We start from the raw sequence: 24510 nt of genomic DNA on the forward strand, positions 1-24510 counted from the left end.
TCTGATGTCTATCAGGTTAACGATTAGCGAGTTACCGAAAAGCCTTTTTTGAACTCTTCGATCGCTGCGTTGAATTCTTTTTCATCTGGAAGGTCTTTCGTTGTGCGGATGTGCTCCAACAGTTGCGGTTTGTTGGAATCCAAGAAAGACAACATCTCTTTCTCAAAGCGACGCACTTCTGCTACTGGAATGTCATCCAGGAAACCTCTTGTAGCGCTATAGATAGAAGCAACTTGCTTCTCAACAGGCATTGGATCGAACTGACCTTGTTTCATGATTTCCATCAAACGCTCACCACGGGTCAGACGAGCTTGGGTCGCTTTGTCCAGATCGGAACCGAACTGAGCAAACGCAGCCAACTCACGGTATTGAGCCAACTCGAGCTTGAGTGGACCTGCTACCTTTTTCATCGCCTTGATTTGCGCGGAACCACCTACACGGGATACAGAGAGACCAGTGTTAACCGCTGGACGTTGACCTGCGTTGAACAAGTCTGTCTCCAGGAAGATCTGACCGTCCGTGATGGAGATCACGTTGGTTGGAATGTATGCGGAAATGTCACCCGCTTGGGTTTCGATGAATGGCAGAGCCGTAATGGAACCAGCGCCCAGATCATCAGACAGTTTCGCAGCACGCTCTAGCAAGCGGGAGTGCAGATAGAATACGTCACCAGGATATGCTTCACGGCCTGGAGGACGACGGAGCAAGAGGGACATTTCGCGGTATGCAGCAGCCTGTTTGGACAGGTCATCGTATACGCACAGAACGTGTCCGCCTTTGTACATGAAGTACTCAGCCATTGTTACACCAGTATAAGGAGCCAGGTACAACATTGGAGCTGGGTCAGACGCAGTAGCAGAAACGATGATCGTGTAATCCAGAGCCCCTGCTTTACGCAGAGTTTCTACGATGTTTGCAACGGTGGATTGCTTTTGACCGATTGCAACGTAGATACAAATCATGTCTTTACCTTTTTGGTTGATGATCGTGTCGAGCGCCACTGCTGTTTTACCAGTTTGACGGTCACCAATGATCAACTCACGCTGTCCACGACCAACCGGGATCATCGCGTCGATCGCTTTGATACCTGTTTGGAGTGGCTCATGTACGGATTTACGCGCCATAACACCAGGAGCTGGGCTCTCGATTGGGCGGAAACCGTCATTTGCGATAGGGCCTTGACCATCGATTGGTTGACCCAGTGGGTTTACAACGCGGCCGAGCAGCGCTTCCCCTACTGGAACTTCCATAACGCGGCCGGTACGTTTTACAGTATCGCCTTCCTTAATGTCGCGGAAAGGTCCCATAATAACGACACCCACGTTGTCTTCTTCCAAGTTGAGTACCATACCCATTACGCCATTTTGGAACTCGAGGAGCTCACCTTGCATGGCTTTTTCCAAACCGTGAACACGAGCAATACCGTCACCTACTTGGATGACTGTGCCTACATCCACAACTTCGATTTCAGATTTAAAGTTAGCGATCCGCTCTTTAATGAGGGAGCTAATCTCTTCTGGTCTGATTGCACTCACTTAATTCACCCCATTCATCCAACTTCTTAAAAGCCATCGAACTTTACGCCTTTTGCGCAAAGGTTTCCAACTTCGTTTTCAGACTGCCATCATACAGACGGTCGCCAATTTTAATAATAATGCCGCCGAGAATCGCTGGATCTACGACTGCTGTCATACGCAGCTTTTTGTTCAGCGTTTGGCCGAACTTCTCAGCCAGCTCATTTTGCTCTTCAGTAGAAAGCGGCTTTGCACTAGTCACAATCGCATCTGCGAATCCACGAGCTTCGTTCGCCAATTGTACAAAAGAACGGTAGATATCAACCAGTTCAACTTCGCGTCCGTTCTCAATCAGGACGTTCAGAAAATTAAAGGTTTCTTCCCCTACATGGCTTTTGAACAATTCGTCAGCGAGCTGGCTTTTTGCATCTGCTGCGATGTGCGGGTGCAACATGATCTTTTTCAGATCTTCATTGCCTTCAACCGCTTCTACGATTGCACCCAGGTCTCTCTCTACCTGATCAATCTTGCTACGCTCACTCGCTACTTCAAAGAGAGCGCGAGCATAACGTTTTCCTACTGCGCTACTCATAGGCGATCTCCCACTTGTGCGAGAAATTTGTCAACAGTAGACTTTTGAGCTGCTTCGTCCAGTTCTTTCTCAATGATCTTGGAAGCCAAGAGCACGGAAAGACCAGTCATTTGCTCACGCAGTTCGAGTTTTGCTTTTTCTACTTCACGAGCCAGTTCAGCACTTGCATCTGCTTTCATGCGCTCAGAAGCTGCTTGTGCTTCAGCAACGATTTTGCTTGCTTCATCAGACGCTTGCTTTGCAGCACGGTCGATGATCGCTTTAGATTCAGCGCGAGCTTCATCCAAAAGACGGCGTTGTTCAGCCAAAAGCTTTTCGGATTCCTTGTGGTTGCGTTCCGCAGTAGCGAGCTCGTTCTCAACATGAGCACGGCGCTTTTCCAATACGCCCGCAATCGGTCCTGTTGCATATTTGGAAACAACGATCAACAGCAAAACGAAAATAATCACCTGGAGTAGTAATGTGCCCCATTCCAGGGATACGGCTCCAAACTCAACCATTTTTAGTTCACTCCTTCCTGACAAACGAAAGATTCTGCAATAAGTTCTTTGCGTACTTACCAGAATTATTACTGAAGACTTCCATGCCAAGCTTTGGCCGAAGCCTGATTTTTCCCTACTAAAAGATAGGCGAAGGTGACCCTCCGCCTATTTAATACTGTTCAGCTGTTCGCTTAGCCCAGACGTCCCATCAAGATGAAACCTACAGCTACTGCGATAATTGGAATCGCCTCTACGAGACCCATACCGAGGAACATGATACCCATCAGGTTACCACGAGCTTCGGGTTGACGAGCAACACCTTCAATTGTTTTAGAGATTACGTTACTTGCACCAAAAGCACCACCAAGTGCTGCCAAACCGAAAATAAGACCCATAGCAATAGCTACACCCATAACTTCCATGTTAAAAATACCTCCCTAAATTGTTGTTAACCAAAACTAGATTTTAGTGTTCATCATTCACAAGTTGTGAAATGTAAACCATAGAAAGAGTCAAGAAAATGAACGCCTGAATTGCACCTACGAAGACGGAGTAGCCGAGCCATATAAACAATGGTGCTGCGGCCAAAACACCCCCACTCAACAGGAAGGCAATCATAATCTCTTTTGCAAAAAGGTTACCGAACAAACGCAAAGGAAGCGTCAGCGGTTTAATGATAAACTCCTCAAGAATGTGAATCGGGTTGAGGAATACGTGCTTAAACCAACCACCTGGACTTTTCTTGATACCGAGGTAGTGGGAGTAAAGCAATACCACCAATGCCAAACCAAATGTTACGCTTGGCGTAGCAGTTGGAGACTTCCACCAGATTACATGAGCCCCTTTGTCAGCTAGCTCGTGCTCAACGGTTTCGCGCTTCTTCGCTTCGGCTTCTGGCGTAGGAGCAATCGTCAGCATCTTCATAACACTTTCGCTGATTTCACCTTTGTGCACTGTGGTGACGTTGGCGATAACACCTAGCTGGTTCCCAATGAAGATGTAGAGAAACAACGTAATACCAAGCGTCATCATCATCATGACTTTCTTGTGATCCATGTATCCTGCAGTAACATTCTTGACAAAGTCAAAAATCCACTCAACTGCATTTTGCTTAGCACCAGGTACTCCGGTTTCCAGCTTTCGTGTCATTACAAACAGGAAGATAAACACAAGCAGTGCGGTAAGAACCATCATGAGAATCGTAGCGATGTCAAATACCATGCCGCCTAACTCAAACCTTAAGGTATAATGATGACCCATCTTTTCACCCCTTTCCATCGATAGATAGAGGTTGTCCGAAACTCTGTCTACACATTGCTATCGAACGCTCTCTGGTAAAATCACTTCATTAAAAGGAAATGCTGGTAACAAATCTATTTTGAATTGCGGAATACGAGTAGATAGCTGATTCCTTGGATCAAAAACAACCCAAGTAGAACCCCTGATAATGTGAAGATATGAGGGAAAAGAAAGGTAGTATAGGCGGCTAGCCCGGCAATCATGAACCGAAGCATCGTGCCCGTTCCTTTTGGTCTGACATTAGGGTCATCTGCCATTTGCCCAACAACCCAGACCTTGCTTGCGAGAACGCTGGTATTAATGATTCCTGTCACTGTTCCAAGCAACAAACTCTGCAAAAAAATCTTGTGTTCAGGCAATACAACCATCAGTATCACAAACAATGCCATACACCATAAAGAATAGCGAAAAGTCTTTCGCATCGCTAAAGCAAACGCTTCCATCGTTCGTCACCCCCTACAGATATGGGCGAATGAGTCGATAGACAGTGTATACACCAACAGCAATCCCTGTAATCAAGCCAATAAGCAAGAACCAAGGATCAGTCGCTAGTAGGCGATCCGCGTATCTGCCGATCATAAAACCGGCAACCACACAAATGGCAAAGTCAAGACCAAGTACGCTGACCAAACCAAGTGCTCGCCATGGATTGTCAAGTTTCGCCAGTTTATCCTTCTCCTTTCACATAAGGAGAGGGCACACAATTTCCAAATGCCCTCATCCATATTAACGAAGATTTATTCCCTTTGTCAACGCAAGCGTTTCTGTGTACACAAAGCGTTCACAATTTAAAATTTAAATTTTCTCGACAATTGTGGAGACCCCTTGTCCCCCACCAATGCAAAGAGTCGCTAACCCATATTTTGCCCCTTCTCGCTTTTGCAATTCATGCACGAGCGTGACCAAGATTCTCGCGCCACTCGCACCGATTGGATGTCCCAAAGCGATGGCTCCGCCGTTGACATTCAGCTTCTCGCGATCAAAGCCCAGTGCTTTGCCAACAGACAATGATTGGACGGCAAAAGCTTCGTTTGCTTCGATCAAATCGATGTCAGCAATCGACAGTCCCGCTTTTTCCAGTACGCGTTTGGTAGCTGGAACAGGACCGTACCCCATGATGCTCGGATCAACACCCGCACTCGCATTGGCTACGATACGGGCGAGAGGCTTCACTCCTAGCTCTTCTGCCTTCTCGCGTGTCATAATCAAGAGAGCTGCTGCTCCATCGTTGATGCCGGATGCATTCCCTGCTGTTACGGTTCCATCCTTTTTAAATGCAGGCTTCAGATTGCCTAGCGCTTCGGCTGTCACGCCAGCACGCGGGAATTCGTCCACGGCAAACAACACCGGGTCACCCTTTCGCTGCGGGATCGGAACTGGCACGATCTCTTCCTGAAAACGACCACTAGCGAGCGCTTGCTGAGCTTTTTCCTGGCTCCACGCTGAAAATTCATCCTGCTCTTCGCGTCCAATTTCGTATTTGGTGCAAAGATTCTCCGCTGTAATGCCCATGTGATAGTCGTTGAAAGCACACCAAAGCCCGTCGCGAATCATGGAGTCTACTACTTTCTGATCTCCCATGCGGTAGCCTGAGCGCGCTCCTTCCATTAAGTATGGTGCCTGGCTCATATTTTCCATCCCACCAGCCAAGACAACTTCTGCCTCACCAGCAAGGATTGACTGAACGGCCAAATGAACGGCTTTTAGACCTGAACCACAAACCTTGTTGATTGTCAGGGAGGGAACTTCATGAGCAAGGCCCGCGTGAATAGAAGCCTGGCGCGCCGGGTTTTGACCCAAGCCTGCTGACAGTACATTCCCCATAATCACTTCATCGACCGCATCCTTGGAAACACCTGCACGCTCTAGCGCTGCTTCCAGTACAATCCCGCCCAGCTTTGTCGCGCTGACACCTGCAAGCGTTCCTTGAAAGCTACCTATAGCAGTGCGCACAGCACTCGCAATGACGATTTCTCTTTGACTCATCTTCCACACACCCCTCGAATACACAGGATAGGCAACCTTCTTAAGATTCCATCTTTTCATGATAATTCCTGCCAAGAAATCGCTTTCTTTTCCTGTTCATGAAAAAACCATCACTGCTCTTAGAGAAGAGAGTGACGGTCTGAATAATTTATAGAAGTGCTTCTGCAATTTCATCGACGATATTGTTGATGGCAATCGGGCCGTAATAGGCGATCCACACGGTTGTGTTTACCTCGTACACCTTATTTTCCTTGACTGCTTTTAGCCCTTTCCAAATGGAGCTGTTTTTGTACTCGTCCGTCAATGCTTGATTCGCTTTGTCCGTTACGACAAATAAGTGATTGGCATTTACCTCTGGCAACACCTCCAGAGAAATCATCGTAGCTGTATCTGATTTATCCATCGCTGGCTTGGGAGGAGTCAGTCCTAAATCGGAATACAAGATAGCAGCCGTACGGTGTTCAACTGTGTGCAGTCGAATAGCATTGTCACGCGGACGAATAAGTGCGACGGACTCACCCTTGAGCTTGGTTGCGAATTCTGCTTTCAATTTGTTCGTTTTCTCTTGGTAGTCTTTTACGATTTGCTCAGCTTCTTGTTCTTTTTCGAGAATTTTTCCGAAGGTAATCAGTGTTTCACGCCAGTCTTCGTTTCGATTAAACATGATGGTTGGGGCGATTTTGGTTAGATTATCATAGATTTTATCTTGGAACTCCGTGCAAATGATCAAGTCAGGCTCCATAGCCACGACCGCTTCTGAATTGGGCTCGTCCTTTGTTCCAAGTACGTGAACATCTTTTAGCTTGTCCATGAGATACTCTGGAAACTTCGTACCGTCCCCCGTTGTGATAACACTACCTACTGGCAGTTCGCCCAAGGCAATCATTTGATCTGCATATTGTGTGTCCAGCACAGCGATTCTGACTGGTTTAAAATCAAGCGTCAGCTCGCCTTTCATGTGCTTGATTGTACGCGTCTCGCTTTTCTTCCCTTCTTGAGTCGCACTAGATTGCGTTGTATTGGACTGCGTCGCTACCTGATTCGTAGCGCCAGTGGTTGTACTCCCCGAATTACTGGAATTCGTTCCGCCAGCTGAGCAGGCTCCGAGCAGCAAGGTAAGGCTAAGCATCAGATTCAGCGCCAGCATCGCTTTTGTACTCTTATACATCGGTACGGCTCCCCCATCTCTTGATCGTAGGTGATTTTGATTTTCATTTTCAATGTGATCATTATATTTCCACAGCTTTTGACCAGCAATGGAATATCGCGACAAGAGTAATGGACTTTGGCGACGCTGTTCCGATGTCAGAGGATTTTCCTTATAAGCAGACGGAGATATACCTGTATATTTTTTAAAAATACGACTGAAATAATAGCTGTCTGTATAACCTACTGATTCCGCTACCTCTTTTAGCCCCACATTCGTTTGGCGCAGCAGCTCCTGCGCTTTTTGAATGCGCACCTGGATCAGATAGTCAATAGGGCCGACTGCTAGCTGGGCTTTAAAGGTGCGTTGCAAAGATCGGGAGCTGCAGTTTAAAAGCGTGGAAAGATCATCGAGTGTGAACGTCTCTGCGTAATGCTCCTCAATATACCTGACGGCCTGAACGACCAAATTCGGTACCGTTACCCCGATTCCTTGTGACTGCATCTGTGCCATTAGCTCACATACCAGTTGATAAAGTAGGGCCTTGGCTCGCAGCTTGTTCAGGTTGCCGTTCTGATTCCATGCTTGCTGCATACGTGAGATTGCAACAAATACACTTGCCTGATGCATGGGGGTAAAGCCGTATTGGATGTGAAAAGGTTGTGTTTTCTCCAGTAAACGTAACAGTTCCTGCCGACAAGGCAACGGTACATGAGCTTTATACAAAATCAGATAGTATTCCAGCTCATCCTTTATTTCCTCGATATCCACGTAAGTACCTTTGCCAGCATGAGCCATATAGCAATTCTTGATAGCATGCACATTCCCGTCAAGACGAATCAGACCACTGCCTCTCACCGAAAATAGAAAGGCACTAGCCGGCAATTGATAGGATCGCAGCTGCTCTCCGGCGCGCATGACGATATGCCGTACATCATGTAATCGTACACTTGCCTGATTCCATAGAAAAATATGATCATCCACGTTCATTGTGTGGCGCTCAACTCCTTGTTAGCCCTCCCATCGTTCTTCTTTTTATTTTATTTGATAACCATTCTCATATCTATAGCAAAAATCATCGAAAGAACAAACCGCGCGAACGTAAATAGCTTCGTAGGTGACAGGGATGCCCACTTCTCTTTTATACGTCTGCTCATAGTAACGAATCATTTCTGCAAGGAGTTTTCTGCGTCCCATACCACTCCCTTGCTCCATACTTGCACTGGCGCCCACAGCTTTCACGGCATGCAAGAAATCCCGTACACCCGGGTAAGTGAGCCGCTCATATTTCCTTATCACCTCTATATCCGTAAACCCTGCTTGCTCCAATAGCTCGTGCCAATCACGTGCAGAGAGAAACTCCAAGCCATGGCGCACTCCCTTTTCCCCCAAAATCGCATGAGCATTCGCAAACGAATCATGCAGCTCCCAAAAAGTATCGGGTCCAAATGTCGAAAAAATCAAAGGCGCTCCGGGCTTCAGGATTCTTCTCAATCCTTTTAGCGTATGCGCTGGCTTGGCAAACCACTGAAAACACGCTCCTGAAACGACCAAATCCTTTGACTTCGCCTGCTGTTCCCATACCCATTCTTCGGCATCGGCTTGAGAAAATGAACAAATCAGGCCATGCTGCTCCAGATTGTTCTTTGCCTGCTCCAACATGCCCGATGCAATCTCTACCGCTTCGTAATGGGCAGCAGAAAAATGGCTGCGAATGACGCGGGTTAATCCCCCTGTCCCACAGCCAATCTCCAGGATGTTTTGCACCTCGTTCTCGTTCCTTATTTCTGTAACCAATTGACTCAAATGATCGGCCATCTTCTTTTGCACGAGTGCGTATTTTTCGTATGAGACAGCCTTCTCACTAAATCGGCTGCTGATTGCTCTCTTCTGCAAGCTGCTCCACCATCCTCTTTAGCGAATCTGCTACAACCTCTGGAACAAAAACATGCGGGGCATGACCACAGTCAGGAATTTGCACGAAATGGGCACCTTCAAGGCTACTCGCCAGTTCTTCTCCGGCTGCGAGCGAACAGATAGCGTCTTCCATTCCATGAATAACGATAGTGGGAGTAGTCAGCGAAGACAGGAACGGGCGGCAATCCTCTTCTTCTAAATAGGTCAAGCCCGCAATCAACGCTGCCGTACTCCACTTCTGGCTATCCAACTCCACATGCAAGCCTATTTGCTTACGCTCTCCTGGTGTTAGCATCTGTTCGACAAATGCGTCCATCACCCGCTCGCGTGCTACGGAAAGCTGCCTTTTCATCCTTTGCAAAATGGCAGGATGCCACCCTTTGCGAAGGTCATGCTGTTCGCAGGTAAAACGCGCTGTCGTACCGATCAAAACAAGTGCTGAGACCGGGTACTGGGCAGCGAGGCGTATTCCGAGCATCCCTCCCATGGACCACCCCACTACAATCAGCTCCTCCGCCGAAAGAGAGCGGATTTCCCCCTCTATCTTCTCGAAAAATTGCACGGAGTCTGTAACGTCCGAATAATCGGGAGCGATGTGCTGATAGGAAGGAAATTGTGAGCGAACAGCATCCCAACTGCTATCCGCCATCCCCCAGCCTGTTAGCCACAGCATCACTTTTCTCACGTTATCGTCCCTCCCTTTGAAGCTCGTCTCTGATTTCGCTCACTTGCTCGCAGGCCCATTCCAGTTCTTCGCGCGTATGAACAGCCATCACGGTAAAGCGGATACGTGCGGTTCCTTCTGGCACGGTAGGCGGTCGAATCGCCACTGCTGCAATCCCTCGTTGCCGAAGTCTTTTGCTAAATTGCAAAGTCCACTCATTCTCTCCTAACGTGAGCGGGATGATTGGCGTATCTTCTTCGTCTACGGTAAACCCGCGTGAGCGAAGCAACTGGCGAAACACGAGCGCATTCTGCCTCACTGCTTTTCTTCGCCAAGACTCTGTTTGTACCAAAGACAACGCCGCCAGATTCGAGCCGATCACAGCAGGGGGCAGGGCTGTCGAATACACCAGCGAGCGCGCTTTTGTCATCAAGTAACGAATGATGATCTCATCTGCACATACGTATGCCCCATAAACACCAAATGCCTTGCTGAAGGTTCCCATCAAAACATCGACTTGTCCGGTAATGCCCAGCTCGTGGCACAAGCCCTGCCCTTCTTCACCACGCACTCCTCCCGCATGGGCTTCGTCAACCATCAGCATGGCATCGTAACGATCTCGCAGTTGTACTAACTCAAGAAGGGGAGCTTTATCACCGTCCATGGAGAATATGCTGTCCGTGACGATCCACTTCCGTCTTGCATCCTGGTGCCTTTTCAGCAAAAATGCCAGATGCTCCATATCGTTATGTCTGTACCGAAAATGCTCCGACCGACTGAGCACGATCCCATCGACGATACTGGCGTGATTCAACCGATCACTAAAAACAGCATCGCCTCTTCCGGCAAGTGCTGCAATTACCCCCGTATTTGCCTGATATCCGTTTGCAAAGACAAGCGCCCCTTCTCTCTCCTTCCACGCCGCCAATTGTTGTTCCAGCTCGTTATATAATGCGTAGTTGCCATGGACGAGACGAGAGGCAGTTCCTCCTGCCCCCCACTCGTCTGCTGCCATCTTGCCAGCTTCCACGATTCGTTGATCGTGGGCCAAGCCCAAATAGTTGTTCGATGACAGGTTTAATAATGGTTTCCCTTCGACTTGAATCCACGTGCCTGCGTGATCACTGGCTGACTCTACGGTGTTCCATTCTCTTGCCAGCGATTGTTTACGCAATGAATCGTATTCTTCCTCCAACCATGCATATCGTTTGTTCATGGTAGACCTACTGTCCTACAGCGCACACAGCTCGATTTCAAACCCGAGGTCTTCAATCATCTGATGGTCTGTCGTGATTTCTTGCCCGGGCGTTGTCAAATAGTCGCCCACGAACAACGAGTTCGCCGCATACAAGGATAGCGGCTGCAAGGTGCGCAAATTCACTTCGCGACCGCCCGCAACACGAATTTCTTTATCCGGGCAAATAAATCGGAACAAGGCGAGAACACGAAGAGCCTTCATTGCCGGAGTGCGTCCTTTATCCTCCAACGGGGTTCCGGGAATCGCATTTAAAAAATTGATCGGGATAGAATCTGCGTCGAGATTGCGCAGGGCAAATGCCATCTGGACGATCTCCTCATCGCTCTCCCCCATGCCGATGATCACGCCAGCGCAGGGCGACATCCCTGCTCTTTTCACGGTATCGACTGTCTGTATACGCTGATCGTACGTGTGCGTTGTCGTAATCGCTTCGTAATGGTTGCGACTCGTGTTGAGATTATGGTTGTAGCGGTGAACACCTGAATCTTTTAGGCGCGTTGCTTGTTCGTCGCTTAATATCCCTAAGCACGCGCAAATTTTCAGCGGCATCGTCTCGCGGATTTCTTTGACTGCCTCGATGACCTGACCCAGCTCTCTTTCTGTTGGACCACGTCCTGAGGCGACAATACAGTATGTACCTGCTTTTCGATTCATGGCTTCTCGCGCACCTGAGAGCAATGTCTCCTTGTCCAGCATCGTGTACTTGGATACAGGAGCATTCGAAACAATCGACTGCGAGCAGTAACCGCAATCCTCTGGGCATAGGCCGCTCTTGGCATTGATGATCATGTTCAGTTTGACCTTTTTTCCGAAAAAGTGTTTTCTGACGCGAAAAGCTTCGTTCATGACCAGCAGCAGCTCATCATCTGGCGCTTGCAATACCCTCATTGCCTCTTCCTGTGTAAACTCTTCTTTCCTGATGGCTTTGCTTGCGTAATCCTTCCAATCCAGACAGGTGCTTTGCTTCATTTTCTCGTCTCCTCTTTCTATTATTTCTCGCTCCACTGACACAACTGGCCGATATCTACACATTCTCGGATCAGCTGTGTCAACTGCTGGCGCTCTAACGGTTTGTCTATCCATGGAAGTACGCCCCATACGGGAACTCCCCCGTAGCTCTCAATCATGCTCGCGTTTGTTTTGACACTCTCATCGATAACACCAGCTGAGTTGTTTTGATTCAGGATGACACCTACAACCTCGATCCCGAGTTCCCGTGCATACCAAACGGACAAAAGCGTATGGTTAATCGTGCCGAGCCCAGCCCGCGCCACGATGAGCATAGGCAGGTTCAGTCGAACAGCGAGATCTGCCATCGTTTCGGTTGGAGTCAATGGCACAATCAGACCACCGGCTCCTTCGACGAGGAGTGCCGGATAACGTTCCATCAGAGGTCGACCTCCAGCGATTACTTCCTCCATAGTCAAGCTCTTCCCCTCTGCTTCCGCAGCCAGAAAAGGGGTGAGCGGTGCCTCAAAACAGAGCGGGGCTATCTCCTCACACGCGTCAGGCACTCCGCTCCACGTTCTCAAGTGCATAGCGTCACTGCCCTCATCATGTGCTCGTGCTCCTGACTGGACTGGCTTCCAAACCCCTATGTCCACTCCTGTCTCACGCAACACGGATGCGATTCCAGCAGTCACAACCGTTTTGCCTACCCCTGTATCTGTTCCTGTGACGAACAATCCGGAAAAGGGTCGATCAGCCACATCAATCACTCCTTATCACCTGTCGTTACATCCTGAATCGATTCCATCAAAATCCGAACCATGTCAGCCAATTCTTCGGTTGTAGATACAAGCGGTGGGATAAAAACGATGACATTGCCCAACGGTCGTGTCAGAAGCCCTTTTTCTCTCGCTACCTGACAGACACGCACACCGATCCGCTCATTCCAGTGATAGGGCTCCTTGTTCTCTTTATCCCGAACCAGCTCGATTCCCGCCATCAAGCCTTTTTGCCGGATTTCCCCTACATGAGGCAGATCGCGAAGTGGCTTTAGCAATTGATCCAGATCGGTTGCTTTTTGTGCGACTTGTTGAACGACTCCGCGCTCCTCCATCAGCCGCAGGTTGGCGAGAGCAACTGCACAGCCAAGTGGATTTCCCGTGAACGAATGTCCGTGAAAAAAGGTTTTCTGTTCCTCGTAGTCGGCGAAAAAGGCATCATAAATCTGCTCGGTTACTAAGGTAGCCGCTACTGGCAAATACCCTCCCGTAAGTCCTTTTGCGACCGCCATGATGTCTGGCACGACCCCATCATGCTCACAAGCGAACATTTTGCCCGTGCGTCCAAATCCTGTCGCTACTTCGTCTGCGATCAGCAATACATCATAGGCGCGCAACAGCTCCGCGATTTTTTTCAAGCAACCGTCCGGCATGATAATCATGCCGCTTGCTCCCTGCACGACCGGCTCTACAATCATCGCCGCAATCTCATGAGCTCTTTCCTTGAGCAAACTTTCCAGACTGCTCAATGTGGCCTGAACGGCCGCTTCTTCACCACCCTGCCGGTATGGATAAGGGTATGGAATGACATGTGGAGAAAAGAGCAGCGGTTTGTAAACCTGATGGTAGAGAGGAATGGCTCCCACACTGGTAGCTCCAATCGTATCCCCGTGATAGGCATTGTTCATCGTGATAAACGAATGCTTTCCAGTCTGCCCGCGATTTTGCCAGTATTGGAACGCCATTTTCAATGAGATTTCGACTGCCGTTGCCCCGCTGTCAGAGTAAAAGACTTTGCTCAATCCTTTTGGTGCGAGGTTGATCAGCTTTTCCGCTAATAGAATGGATGGGACATTTGCCATGCCGAGCAAGGTAGAGTGGGCAATCTGCTCGAGCTGCTCCGTGATCGCCTGATTCAGCTCGGGAACGTTGTGGCCATGGACATTCAACCACACAGAGGAAAAACCGTCGTAGTAAGCCTTGCCGTTCATATCGAACAGCTTGATCCCTTCTCCTCTCGCAATAATGAGTGGCTCCTGTGCGACGTAGTCTTTCATTTGGGTGAAGGGATGCCAAACGTATTGCTTGTTTTTGGCAGAGAGCTCTGCGTAATTATTTAACAACCAAATCACAACCTTGGTTAACATATATTTGTTAACCGTTATTTTAAAATGGTTAACCTATTTTGCAAAGCTTTTTTCTTCGACATGGAAAAAGAAAAAAGGCCAAGCTCCTCTTTTTTCGAGAAGCTTGACCTTTTCTATTGTCATTCTTATTTGTCTTGATGCAGGATGCGATACAGTGCAACGACACACACTGCTCTCGTCGTCGGTTTATTCGGCTGATAATTTCCTCCAACTGGATCAATCAGACCGAGTCCGACCATGTTGTTGATGGATGTAGATGCCCAGGATGGCCATGTCCCTTTATCGGAGACCTTTTTCGTCGCTCCCTTTTTATTCACGAGACGATCGAGAATGACTGCGGCCTCTGCGCGAGTCACCGGCTGATCCGGACGGAAGGTATTATCGTTATACCCCTTCACCAGGCCTTTGGAAACGGCAACCTGTACGGCACCTTGCGCATAGGAAGGCACCTTATCCTTGAATTTCAGCTTTGGTGAGGATGGAAGCTCCCATTCAAAAGTGCGCGCGAGCAAGGTGACGAACTGTGCTCTAGTCAACGAAACCTCTGGGCCGAACGTCGTCTCCGTCAAACCCTTCACGTAGCCCTTTTCCGCCATGTAGGTGATTTCTGCCTTGGCTGGATGCTTCGTGATATCTGTAAATCCAGCGCTGCCCGTACCCGCATTGTCCAGGTAGTATGGAATGTACTTGCCGTAGCTATTGACTTCATATACCCACTGACCTTGAGCATTCATGGTTCCCAGAAGCGGATCCAAAGTATTGTTTACTTCGTTTACGTACAAGAGTCCAACACCTTTTCCAGCGAGCCATTGCTTCGGTGCCAAGGTCAGCTGAATCGACGAAGTTGAAATTGCGTCCTCTTGTCCTGCTTTTAGTTCGCCCGGCTTAATCGTGAACGAATAATCAGCAGGCACATATCCTGGCATCGGCTGGGTCACGATCGACTCCACATCAATCAGGGCACTATCCAGGTAAGGTGCAGTATTTGCAAGGGAATAATGGAGATCGAGCTCCGCCCCGAGGGACATGCTGCCTGGCAGTTCAGGAACAACGGCTACATCGCTTGGTTGACCTGTCTGGTTGCCCAAGAGCAGCGAGAATTCGTCGAAGTACAGTGTTCCTTTGTCGTGTGTAATGCCATCATTGGCTTGGTCAACGACATACACACTCTTGAGTTGCAATGGATACGCAACATTGCTCGGGAAGTAGCCTTTAACCTGCTTCCAGCCTGTCCAATTGATCTCTTTTGCCAGATCGACGTAGACTGGCTTGCCGTTTGCATCGACTGCTTCTGCACGGAGCCAATGTCCGCTGTTGTCACCATTGACCCACAACCCCAATCCGAGCGGTTTGCCAGGGATGGTCACAGGTTTTGCCCCCAGAACGCCGTACGAAATCCGCATGTTGTTCGCTGGTGCTCCAGAGAAGTTGTACACCAGCTTCGCTGCCTTTTTCGTGCGGAATGTCTGATCAGAAACGAGCGCGAACGAACCAGCGGAACTGATGCTGGATGGATTTGCCGCATGGTATATGCCAGCCTGATTATCGAAGGTGAGCCATGGCTGCTCAAATTGTCCGACAGCAAATGGTACGGTTGTCGACACGCCATCATACGTAATCGTCAGGTTTCCGTTGCCCGGCTCATTGCCTGCTACCAGTTGCAGATTGTCGTTAATCGTCGCTACAGAAGAATCGACACTCGCTTTTACGCTAAGTGGCGTTGCTTGTACGGTAGAGCCCTTCTTCGTTTTGATTTTGACATCGAGATTAAGAGATTGTCCCGGTGCAATCGTGATCGGATTCGGGGAAACGATGATTTGCTGCACATCGTTGCCGGAAATGACTTGAATGTCTTTATTTTGCGTCACATTGCCCAATCGCGCAGTCAATGTGATCTTGCCGGAGCGAGCTGGTGTGAATTGCTTGCCATTAACGGTTCCCGCTTCGGACTGACTAGCCTCCCAACTCACGTCGCCTGAATTGATCGCATACGGCTGGTAATGAACGTCATATCCTTTGGAAGCGCTGAGTGGGATAGTTTGTCCGATAAGTACATCTGCTGGTACATCGATTTGGAAGCCTCTTAATTCTCCAGCAGGTGCCGTGTTGTATACAGCTAGTCCAGTAGGCACACGACGCTCAGCACCGCCGCTCGGCTTATTCGACAGATTCGCGTGTGTCTCACCCAGCATGCGAGCTGCCATGGTCGTAGAACCACCACCGTCAAAGTTTACAGCCCGATAAGAGCCGAGCTCCGCCATGATTTTTGCCAGTTCATCCAAATAAACGCCTTGGCTCGCATCGATCGTGACCATGTACAAGGTCTTCCCGTCCTGGGAAACACCGACCGCTGTGCGCGCCGTTTTGTTCGTGATGGACTTGTCCGCTGGAAAGGACGACAGTGCTTTCCCATGATCAACCAAAAGAACATTGCCACCCACCGCATGGTTCAAGTCGAGTGTCTGCGGTGTCGTTTGGTACTCAACTGTCGCAGTAGCGCCTACTGGAAAGTTTTGTTTGAGAAATGCTCCTGCTGCTCCATGTCCCCAAAGGACATAGCCGTTGTAAGGTATGTATACGCCAGGTTGATTCACACGAACTTCTTTGGCTACGTTGTCTACAAACAGAATCTCGACGACATCTTTATAGCCCGATATCGTCCCCAAGCTGGTTCTGCCAAAGGAAGGGGTATAGACGTTCAGTTGGTTCTGGTGACTTTTTCGTCCGTCACTCGGGTTGTACTCTTCCTTGTTGACACCCTGAATCGAATAGGTAGCGCCATTAGGAGCAGTAACCTTGCCGCCAAAACCAAACTTATCGACGATGGCCATCTTGTCTCCAGTCAAGCCTAGAGCGTACCAGTAGGAGACCAAGCCCATGGAAGAAACGAGTTCATCGTCTTTCATGACAATGCCAAACGGCGCTCCCCGCTTCGACATGTTAAAAAAGTCGGCATTGATCGCTGCTACAGCTCCGGTTTCACGCGCCATTTGTGTAACCGTCTGCCTGTCTGTCAGCTTTCCTTTCGTTCCGTATACCGGTTTGACCTCAACGTAAGGATTATTCAGATCAACCTTGGTCACCATGATCGTGACGACTTGATTGGCAAATGATTTCGTATATTTCTGCAAAGTGGTCCCCTCACCAATTGGGGTTTGCCACATCATATTCAATGCACTGGTCTCCGCTCTGGCGTGTGCGACATTGGTCGCAAACGGCACAAACGGAACAAAAGCTCCCCAGGCCATGGTCGTGGCCGTGAGCAGCGTCACTATCCTTTGCGCTCTCATGTTGGTAACTCCTCTCCGTATTCCAAACTCTGTCTTTCTACCATCTAAGCCAAGCAACTAAATATTAGACGCAAAAGGTCATGGATAGTTTCGCCAATTCTCTCGATTCTCTATTAGAAAAACATACCAAATCGTCAGTCATCGAAATCAAAATAATCGCTCTACAACAAGAAACCCGCCCGGTTTTGACGAACGGTACCTGGCGGGTTTTCCTAGCTGTATGTTACTGACCTGGTTGGAAAGGCTCTGGTTTTTCAGCTCGCAAACCAAAATGATAGAGGATTGCTTCTACGATACGGCGGGAAGCCTCGCCATCCCCGTAAGGGTTGACAGCATGCGCCATGGCATCGTAAGCCGCTTGGTTGGTCAGCAATTCTTTTGCCATTGCATAAACTTGCTCTTTGTCGGTTCCCACGAGCTTCAACGTGCCTGCTTCAATACCCTCAGGACGTTCTGTCGTATCGCGCAGAACCAGGACTGGTACGCCAAGAGACGGCGCTTCCTCCTGCACCCCGCCAGAATCGGTCAGGATGAGATGGGCACGACGAGCGAAGTTGTGGAAATCAAGGGCATCCAATGGTTCGATCAACGAAATGCGATCGTGGTTTCCGAGAATCTCCTGCGCTACTTCTTGTACAGCCGGATTCAAGTGAACCGGATACACAACAGCAATCTCAGGATGCTCGTCCACCAGTCTTCGAACTGCACGGAAAATACGGCGCATCGGCTCGCCCAAATTTTCGCGGCGGTGTGCCGTCATCAGCACCAGCTTCTGACCAGCTACGCGATCAAGCACCGGATGCGTGTAATCCTCGCGAACCGTTGTTTTCAGCGCGTCAATCGCTGTGTTTCCTGTCACGTAGATGCTTTCTTCCGGCTTTGCTTCGCGACGAAGATTGTCAGCCGATCCATTGGTCGGAGAGAAATGCAGATCAGCCATTACACCTGTCAACTGACGGTTCATCTCTTCCGGGAACGGCGAGTACTTGTCCCATGTGCGTAGACCCGCTTCCACGTGTCCGATCGCGACTTGATTATAAAAAGCAGCCAGACTCGCAACAAAAGTGGTTGTCGTATCCCCGTGTACGAGGACGATGTCCGGTTTTACTTCCTTCATCGTTTCATCCAGGCTCTCCAATGCGCGAGTAGTCACACCCACCAGCGTTTGGCGATCCTTCATGATGTTCAAATCAATGTCTGGTTGAATATCAAAAATGTCCAAAACCTGATCGAGCATTTGACGATGCTGGGCCGTCACGCAAACGACCGATTCGATCTGTTCGCTGTACTTGTTCAATTCATGGACAAGCGGCGCCATTTTGATCGCTTCCGGACGTGTGCCGAATACCGTCATTACTTTTACAGTTTTCATCCGTATTTCCCTCTCCGACTACTTCGTGCCGTACAAGCGGTCGCCCGCATCGCCCAAGCCTGGCACGATGTATCCATGGTCGTTTAAATATTCATCAACAGCCGCTACGTAAATATCTACATCAGGATGCTCGTCCTGCACCAGTTTGATGCCTTCTGGAGCAGCGATGAGGCACATCAGTTTCAAGTTTTTCGCTCCACGTTTTTTCAAAGCGGTAAGAGCAGCAACAGCAGAACCACCCGTCGCCAGCATCGGGTCAGTTACGATCAACTCACGCTCAGCAACATCGGATGGCAGCTTCACATAATACTCAACAGGCTGCAGGGTTTCCGGATCACGGTAAAGACCTACGTGTCCTACTTTGGCAGCAGGGATCAGCCTCATCAGGCCATCCACCATACCAAGACCAGCACGCAGAATCGGTACCAACCCTACTTTTTTACCAGCAATTACATTAGACTGACAGGTAGCCACTGGCGTTTCGATGGTGGTTTGCTCCAACGGCATATCACGGGTAATTTCATAGCCCATCAGAGTAGTCACTTCATCTACCAGTTCGCGAAATTCCTTGGTCCCTGTATTCTTGTCACGAATATACGTAACTTTATGCTGAATCAGCGGATGGTCAAACACATATACACGGCTCATGTCATTTCCTCCGTTTCCCTATCAATACATCCTTTCTATAATAGCTGGTGAGAGTGGTGCCGTCAATTTGCCTAATCTTCGTACTTTTTCGCATCCCCGATCCCTATCTACAGCCGGGAAGTGGAAAAAAAGCAGACCCATATGGGAAAATTTCCACTGGGTCTGCTTCTCGTTGCCTTGCTTAGATATTCAAGCCTTCATACATCGGGAAACGTTGGCACAAAGCTGCCACACGTTGGCGTGCTTCCTCGTGCTTTGCAGCATCCTCTGGGTTTTTCAATGTCAGAGCGATAATCGCTGCTACTTCTTTCATCGCTTCCTCATCAAAACCGCGGCTTGTTACTGCTGGCGTACCCATGCGCACACCGCTTGTAACAAACGGGCTTTGTGTATCGTAAGGAATGGTATTTTTGTTCGTAGTAATGCTTACTTCGTCCAACAGATGCTCAGCTACTTTACCTGTCAGGCCGATTTTGCTTACATCAACCAATACGAGGTGGTTATCCGTTCCGCCAGAAACGAGCGTCAGACCTTCAGCAGTCAAGCTTTCCGCAAAAGCACGTGCATTTTTGATGATGCGAGCTGCGTAATCCTTGAACTCTGGTTGCAGGTTTTCGCCGAAGGCAACCGCTTTTGCAGCGATGACGTGCATCAACGGACCACCTTGAACGCCTGGGAACACGGATTTGTCGATGCCTTTCGCGAATTCTTCCTTGCACAAAATCAAACCGCCACGTGGTCCACGCAGAGTCTTGTGCGTCGTAGAAGTAACGAAATGCGCGTGCGGTACTGGGTTTGGATGCAGACCTGCCGCAACCAGACCAGCGATGTGTGCCATGTCTACCATGAAGTACGCGCCCACTTCATCCGCGATCTCACGGAACTTGGCAAAATCAATCGTACGCGGATAGGCACTCGCACCACAAACGATCAATTTTGGCTTGTGCTCCAACGCTTTTGCACGAACAACTTCATAGTTGATCAGGTGAGTATCTTCGTCTACACCGTAATCAACGAAATTGTACAGCGTACCAGAGAAGTTTACTGCACTACCATGCGTCAAGTGACCACCGTGGGACAGGTTCATTCCCAGTACAGTGTCGCCTGGCTGAAGAATCGTGAAGTATACAGCCATGTTCGCCTGAGCGCCGGAGTGTGGTTGTACGTTTGCATGCTCTGCGCCAAAAATTTCTTTTACGCGGTCGCGCGCGATGTTTTCCACGATATCCACATACTCGCAACCACCGTAATAGCGGCGTCCTGGATATCCTTCTGCGTATTTGTTCGTCAAAACAGTTCCCATTGCTTCCATAACTGCGCGGCTTACGAAGTTCTCAGAAGCAATCAGCTCAATCTTGTCGCGTTGTCTTCCGAGCTCCAGTTGAACAGCTTCCATGACTTGCGGGTCTTGTTTACGCAAAAAATCTAGCATAATAGTTTCTCCTCCTTGAAAGTTCGTGATCAAAAGGTGGGCTTGTCCCACATTCTTTTTAATGCTTGTTTAAAAAGACGGCTTTTCAGCACCGAGAAGATGGCGAGAACCGAACGAAGGAGGAGCAGAGTGTAGGCAACTTACATGAGCACCGGACTTCGGAGGTGAGCGCCATATTCGATGTCGAATTAGCTTTCTGGATTACTTCGTGATCAAAAGACGTTTTTTTGAACTAACCTTTTACGTGCAGCTTTCATTCGGTGGTGTCTTCTCATACACGGCACGCGGTCCGCCAATCAGCTTGGGACGCGTACGCGCTGCCGTAACATGTGCTTGTCCAACGAGACGCTGTGTCGGACGCACCGGTACTGCCACATGCTTCAGATGCATGCCGATAAGCGTATGGCCGATATCAATGCCTGCGTGCGCGTGAATTTGCTCCACAACGGCTGCATCTGCGAACTGTGTAAATGCATGCGCAGCCATAGAGCCTCCAGCAGTCGGAACGGGAACAACCGAGACCTCTTCCAGTCCGTATCGCAATGCAACATCACGCTCGACGACCAGAGCCCTGTTCAAATGTTCACAACATTGAAAGGCAACAGCAATGCCGCGCTTCTCTACAACAGATTGAATCCCACGATACAGAGCTTTCGCTACATCTTGGCTGCCAGCTTTACCGATATGCTCCCCGAGCACCTCGCTGGTACTGCACCCAATCACCATGAGATGTCCAGCTTTCAGCTCTGCCATATCGGCTACTTCTTCGACAATGTCACTGATTTGTTTTTCGATAGCGGATAAATCCACTTACTTCACTCCCGCATGCTTCGCTTCAATTTGGGAAATCTTTTCCACACGGCGCTCGTGGCGACCACCTTGAAACTCTGTTTCCAACCAAATTTTCACGATATCAAGCGCAAGACCCGGCCCAATCACTCGCTCACCCATCGCCAACACATTGGTGTTGTTATGCTCACGGGTAGCGCGTGCAGAAAACGTATCATGCACAAGTGCACAACGGATGCCTGGAACCTTGTTGGCTGCGATCGACATGCCGATACCTGTTCCGCAAACGAGAATGCCTCGATCAAACTCCCCCGCTGCCACCTTTTCCGCTACTGGCAAAGCATAATCGGGATAATCAACCGATTCCTCGCAGGTGCAGCCGAAGTCTTCCGTCTGGATGTTCATGGAGGCCAGCAGAGTCTTGATCTCCTCTTTTAGCTTGTATCCACCGTGATCAGCAGCAAGTGCTACTTTCATCTGTCATCCCTCGCTTGTCTCATAATCTTCGTCTAGTATACATCAAAAAACAATAAGTAAAAAGTGAACATTTTTATCAAATCACTAAAAAATCGTTCGTACTCTCACAAAAAACAAGGCCCTGGCTATTCACCAGCACCCTATTCATCCACTGATTTACGAAGACCTGGGTCCTTGAGCATCATGGAGAGCCTTTCCAGTGACTCTTCGATTTCTTCGGCACACCTGCGATAATCCATCAGTGATCCCCCATACGGATCAGCAATATCACTAAAGCCTTCTATCCCAACGAACTCCTGTAGGGTATGCACCTTTTCAGTCGCTGAGGGGAAATACGTCAAGACCGCGCGCTTGTGACCGTGCGTCATGGTCAAAATGACATCAGACCATTCAATCAACCCTTCGTCTACCTTGCTGGACTTGTGATCGTGGGCAATTCCTCGTTCTTCTAATACTTGTTTGGCGTGCAAGGAGGCATCCTGGCCGGCAAATGCCGCCACTCCAGCTGAACGTATCTCAAGCCCCTGCCCGTCTGTCTTCGCACGGAACATCGCTTCTGCCATTGGGCTGCGGCACGTATTTCCCGTACAGACGAAAAGTATCCGTTTCACGTATCGTTCCTCCTCTCCTCTTAATTAGTCAGGTTATAACATAAATTTTAACCCAAAACCAAACAAAATAAGTCCACCTACTAATTCGCTATAATCCCCAAGCCACCCTCCCACACTCCTGCCTAACAATAAACCGAAGTAGGACATGGTGGCACCCATTATTCCAAAAAGGGAGATGGCCAAAATTCTATTGACCTCGATCAATCCAAACGAGAAACCGACCGTGAAAGCATCCAGGCTGACACTAAATGCGAAGAGCATAAGTCCGAACCCTTTTGTCTTCAATACACTTTTTTGATCCCCTTGGACGAAGCCATTCCATAGCATATGCAAGCCGATGATCATCAGGACACCGCCGCCAATAAACACGGCTATATCTCCAACCAAATCGGACAAGTACGCTCCAACGACAATCCCGATAATCGGCATCATAATATGAAATAGTCCGATGGTGATACTTACTTTGATAATCTCTCGTAACCGAATCCCGACCATTCCTACGCCAATTCCCAACGAAAAGGCATCCATACTTAAGGCGAAAGCAATAATGAGCAACGTCAAAAATTGCCCCCATTGGAATAACACCTGGTCCAAGCAGCTCCCCTCCCGTCTCTTCACCTTATGCGGACAAGGGGGAGTTTAGGACAGGTTTACACGGTTAAGACTCGGCCTCCAGCAGCCTTTTCCAAGCGATTCATCACGGCCATACCCAACCCGTTTCGCGGGAAAGTCTCACCGACAATATACTGCACTTCTTGATCGTCGAATTCTCGCAGCACAGCATAAAGCTGTTGGGCAACCACTTCCAGATCCGCTTGTGATCCGACCACAAGAACGACATCTGCCGCCGCGTGACTTTGCCAAAAGGGAGCTGTTTCTTCCGTTGCCAGCACACCCGTTTTTTGACCGTGCTGCTTCGCCTGTTGCAGCAAGTCTTCCATTTTCGCCCGAACTTTTTCACGCTCTCCTGAAACTAGCCACATTTCCCCTTCAGGAGCGTAATGCGTATATTTCATCCCTGGAGAGCGCGGTGCCTCGGCTGCTCCCACTTGAAAAGAAGGGTCCAGCTCCACGTAGCCAATCACCGGTTCCATTTGCTCCCGTGTGATGCCGCCCGGGCGCAGGATCATGGGCGGATCCTGCGTAACATCAATAACCGTAGACTCTACTCCAACACCTGTTGCCCCACCATCGACCACACCTGCTACGCGTCCATCCAAGTCAGCCAATACATGCGCCGCTGTCGTTGGACTCGGACGTCCAGAGCGATTGGCGCTCGGAGCTGCAATCGGTACCCCCGCTTCCTTGATCAAAGCCAAGGCAATCGGATGATCAGGCATGCGAACCCCGACTGAATCCAGACCTGCCGTTACCAGCGAAGCTACTTGATCCGTTTTTGGCAAAATCACCGTCAACGGTCCAGGCCAAAACGCCTCCATCAGCTTTTTCCCTTTCTCCGGAACCTCACTTGCTACTGTGGACAACTGGTCCCACGCCCCAATATGTACAATCAGCGGATTATCGCTGGGTCTGCCTTTGGCTGTAAATATTTTTTCCACTGCTTCATTTGATAATGCATTCGCTCCCAAGCCGTAAACCGTCTCCGTGGGAAACGCGACAACTGCCCCTTCTCGAAGAAAACGGGCTGCATCCACAATCTGTGCACAACTATGCTGATTTTCCACATCGTTATCCACAGACCAGACTTTTGTCACAAAATTCATTTCCATCGTTAAAAAATCCTTTCTCTAGCTCGTTTCTTTGTAAGGAGTGCCTTAAGTATAGATGTGCACCAAAAAGTTTTCAACAGGCTGTGGGTAACTTGTGAATAACTTTTCTGAACAGCGTGGAAAAGAGAATTTTGTTACCTTTTTTTAACTTCATCTGTCTTAGCCTTGTAGTAGAATGAACACGAAAACAAAACAATAACTTTCCCTT

Annotated in this window: 24 protein-coding genes; all 24 read right to left on the reverse strand. The window is 49.1% G+C overall.

Going from position 1 to position 24510, the window contains the following annotated elements:
• Nucleotides 1-23 precede the first annotated feature (23 nt).
• Entirely contained in the window at nucleotides 24-1535 is a 1512-nt protein-coding gene (atpA, locus tag ACKKE8_RS29310; protein WP_409176088.1) for a F0F1 ATP synthase subunit alpha, read from the reverse strand.
• A gap of 43 nt (nucleotides 1536-1578) precedes the next feature.
• Nucleotides 1579-2106, reverse strand: a complete 528-nt coding sequence (locus ACKKE8_RS29315; protein ID WP_409176089.1) for a F0F1 ATP synthase subunit delta — start codon at nucleotides 2104-2106, stop codon at nucleotides 1579-1581.
• Nucleotides 2103-2606, reverse strand: coding sequence for a F0F1 ATP synthase subunit B (gene atpF / locus ACKKE8_RS29320; RefSeq protein WP_017252353.1), 504 nt, complete (start codon nucleotides 2604-2606; stop codon nucleotides 2103-2105). Before atpF ends, ACKKE8_RS29315 begins: the two co-directional genes overlap by 4 nt.
• Nucleotides 2607-2779: 173 nt before the next feature.
• Nucleotides 2780-3010, reverse strand: a complete 231-nt coding sequence (gene atpE / locus ACKKE8_RS29325) for a F0F1 ATP synthase subunit C (protein ID WP_017252354.1) — start codon at nucleotides 3008-3010, stop codon at nucleotides 2780-2782.
• Nucleotides 3011-3053: 43 nt separating this feature from the next.
• The gene (gene atpB, locus ACKKE8_RS29330; protein WP_409176090.1) at nucleotides 3054-3848 is read right to left on the reverse strand and encodes a F0F1 ATP synthase subunit A; all 795 of its coding nucleotides are present in this window, start codon (nucleotides 3846-3848) and stop codon (nucleotides 3054-3056) included.
• 113 nt (nucleotides 3849-3961) lie between these two features.
• Nucleotides 3962-4330, reverse strand: coding sequence for an ATP synthase subunit I (locus tag ACKKE8_RS29335; RefSeq protein ID WP_409176091.1), 369 nt, complete (start codon nucleotides 4328-4330; stop codon nucleotides 3962-3964).
• A gap of 13 nt (nucleotides 4331-4343) precedes the next feature.
• Nucleotides 4344-4517, reverse strand: coding sequence for an AtpZ/AtpI family protein (locus tag ACKKE8_RS29340; RefSeq protein ID WP_307724157.1), 174 nt, complete (start codon nucleotides 4515-4517; stop codon nucleotides 4344-4346).
• 165 nt (nucleotides 4518-4682) lie between these two features.
• On the reverse strand, nucleotides 4683-5873 hold the full coding sequence (locus tag ACKKE8_RS29345; protein WP_409176092.1) for an acetyl-CoA C-acetyltransferase: 1191 nt from the start codon (nucleotides 5871-5873) through the stop codon (nucleotides 4683-4685).
• A 148-nt stretch (nucleotides 5874-6021) separates the two neighbouring features.
• Nucleotides 6022-8010: an ABC transporter substrate-binding protein gene (locus ACKKE8_RS29350; RefSeq protein ID WP_409176093.1), complete on the reverse strand. Its 1989-nt coding sequence runs from the start codon at nucleotides 8008-8010 to the stop codon at nucleotides 6022-6024.
• A gap of 45 nt (nucleotides 8011-8055) precedes the next feature.
• Nucleotides 8056-8916 carry a malonyl-ACP O-methyltransferase BioC gene (gene bioC, locus ACKKE8_RS29355; RefSeq protein WP_409176094.1) on the reverse strand — a complete coding sequence of 287 codons (861 nt, stop codon included), beginning with the start codon at nucleotides 8914-8916 and terminating at the stop codon, nucleotides 8056-8058.
• Entirely contained in the window at nucleotides 8885-9622 is a 738-nt protein-coding gene (locus ACKKE8_RS29360) for an alpha/beta fold hydrolase (protein WP_409176095.1), read from the reverse strand. The genes bioC and ACKKE8_RS29360 overlap by 32 nt, the downstream gene beginning before the upstream one ends.
• A gap of 1 nt (nucleotide 9623) precedes the next feature.
• Complete coding sequence (gene bioF / locus ACKKE8_RS29365) at nucleotides 9624-10817, reverse strand: 8-amino-7-oxononanoate synthase (protein WP_409176096.1); 1194 nt, start codon at nucleotides 10815-10817, stop codon at nucleotides 9624-9626.
• A gap of 15 nt (nucleotides 10818-10832) precedes the next feature.
• A complete protein-coding gene (bioB, locus tag ACKKE8_RS29370) occupies nucleotides 10833-11828 on the reverse strand; it encodes a biotin synthase BioB (protein WP_409176097.1) in 996 nt (331 codons plus the stop codon).
• Between the two features lie 20 nt (nucleotides 11829-11848).
• Nucleotides 11849-12568, reverse strand: a complete 720-nt coding sequence (bioD, locus tag ACKKE8_RS29375) for a dethiobiotin synthase (RefSeq protein WP_409176098.1) — start codon at nucleotides 12566-12568, stop codon at nucleotides 11849-11851.
• 5 nt (nucleotides 12569-12573) lie between these two features.
• A complete protein-coding gene (bioA, locus tag ACKKE8_RS29380; RefSeq protein ID WP_409176099.1) occupies nucleotides 12574-13953 on the reverse strand; it encodes an adenosylmethionine--8-amino-7-oxononanoate transaminase in 1380 nt (459 codons plus the stop codon).
• A gap of 125 nt (nucleotides 13954-14078) precedes the next feature.
• Nucleotides 14079-17243, reverse strand: coding sequence for a phosphodiester glycosidase family protein (locus tag ACKKE8_RS29385; protein WP_409176100.1), 3165 nt, complete (start codon nucleotides 17241-17243; stop codon nucleotides 14079-14081).
• Nucleotides 17244-17466: 223 nt separating this feature from the next.
• Complete coding sequence (gene wecB, locus ACKKE8_RS29390; RefSeq protein ID WP_409176101.1) at nucleotides 17467-18615, reverse strand: non-hydrolyzing UDP-N-acetylglucosamine 2-epimerase; 1149 nt, start codon at nucleotides 18613-18615, stop codon at nucleotides 17467-17469.
• Between the two features lie 18 nt (nucleotides 18616-18633).
• Nucleotides 18634-19263, reverse strand: coding sequence for a uracil phosphoribosyltransferase (gene upp / locus ACKKE8_RS29395; protein WP_007725492.1), 630 nt, complete (start codon nucleotides 19261-19263; stop codon nucleotides 18634-18636).
• A 181-nt stretch (nucleotides 19264-19444) separates the two neighbouring features.
• Complete coding sequence (gene glyA / locus ACKKE8_RS29400) at nucleotides 19445-20695, reverse strand: serine hydroxymethyltransferase (RefSeq protein ID WP_409176102.1); 1251 nt, start codon at nucleotides 20693-20695, stop codon at nucleotides 19445-19447.
• A gap of 240 nt (nucleotides 20696-20935) precedes the next feature.
• Nucleotides 20936-21505, reverse strand: coding sequence for a TIGR01440 family protein (locus ACKKE8_RS29405; protein WP_409176103.1), 570 nt, complete (start codon nucleotides 21503-21505; stop codon nucleotides 20936-20938).
• Nucleotides 21506-21961, reverse strand: a complete 456-nt coding sequence (rpiB, locus tag ACKKE8_RS29410; protein WP_007725502.1) for a ribose 5-phosphate isomerase B — start codon at nucleotides 21959-21961, stop codon at nucleotides 21506-21508.
• A 140-nt stretch (nucleotides 21962-22101) separates the two neighbouring features.
• Nucleotides 22102-22572 (reverse strand): low molecular weight protein arginine phosphatase, encoded by a 471-nt coding sequence (locus tag ACKKE8_RS29415; protein ID WP_409176104.1) that lies wholly within the window; start codon nucleotides 22570-22572, stop codon nucleotides 22102-22104.
• A 33-nt stretch (nucleotides 22573-22605) separates the two neighbouring features.
• Nucleotides 22606-23166: a manganese efflux pump MntP family protein gene (locus ACKKE8_RS29420; protein ID WP_409176105.1), complete on the reverse strand. Its 561-nt coding sequence runs from the start codon at nucleotides 23164-23166 to the stop codon at nucleotides 22606-22608.
• 56 nt (nucleotides 23167-23222) lie between these two features.
• Nucleotides 23223-24302 carry an L-threonylcarbamoyladenylate synthase gene (locus ACKKE8_RS29425; RefSeq protein ID WP_409176106.1) on the reverse strand — a complete coding sequence of 360 codons (1080 nt, stop codon included), beginning with the start codon at nucleotides 24300-24302 and terminating at the stop codon, nucleotides 23223-23225.
• Nucleotides 24303-24510: the final 208 nt, after the last annotated feature.

The sequence above is a fragment of the Brevibacillus fortis genome (genome assembly GCF_046196545.1).
Lineage (GTDB): Bacteria > Bacillota > Bacilli > Brevibacillales > Brevibacillaceae > Brevibacillus > Brevibacillus fortis_A.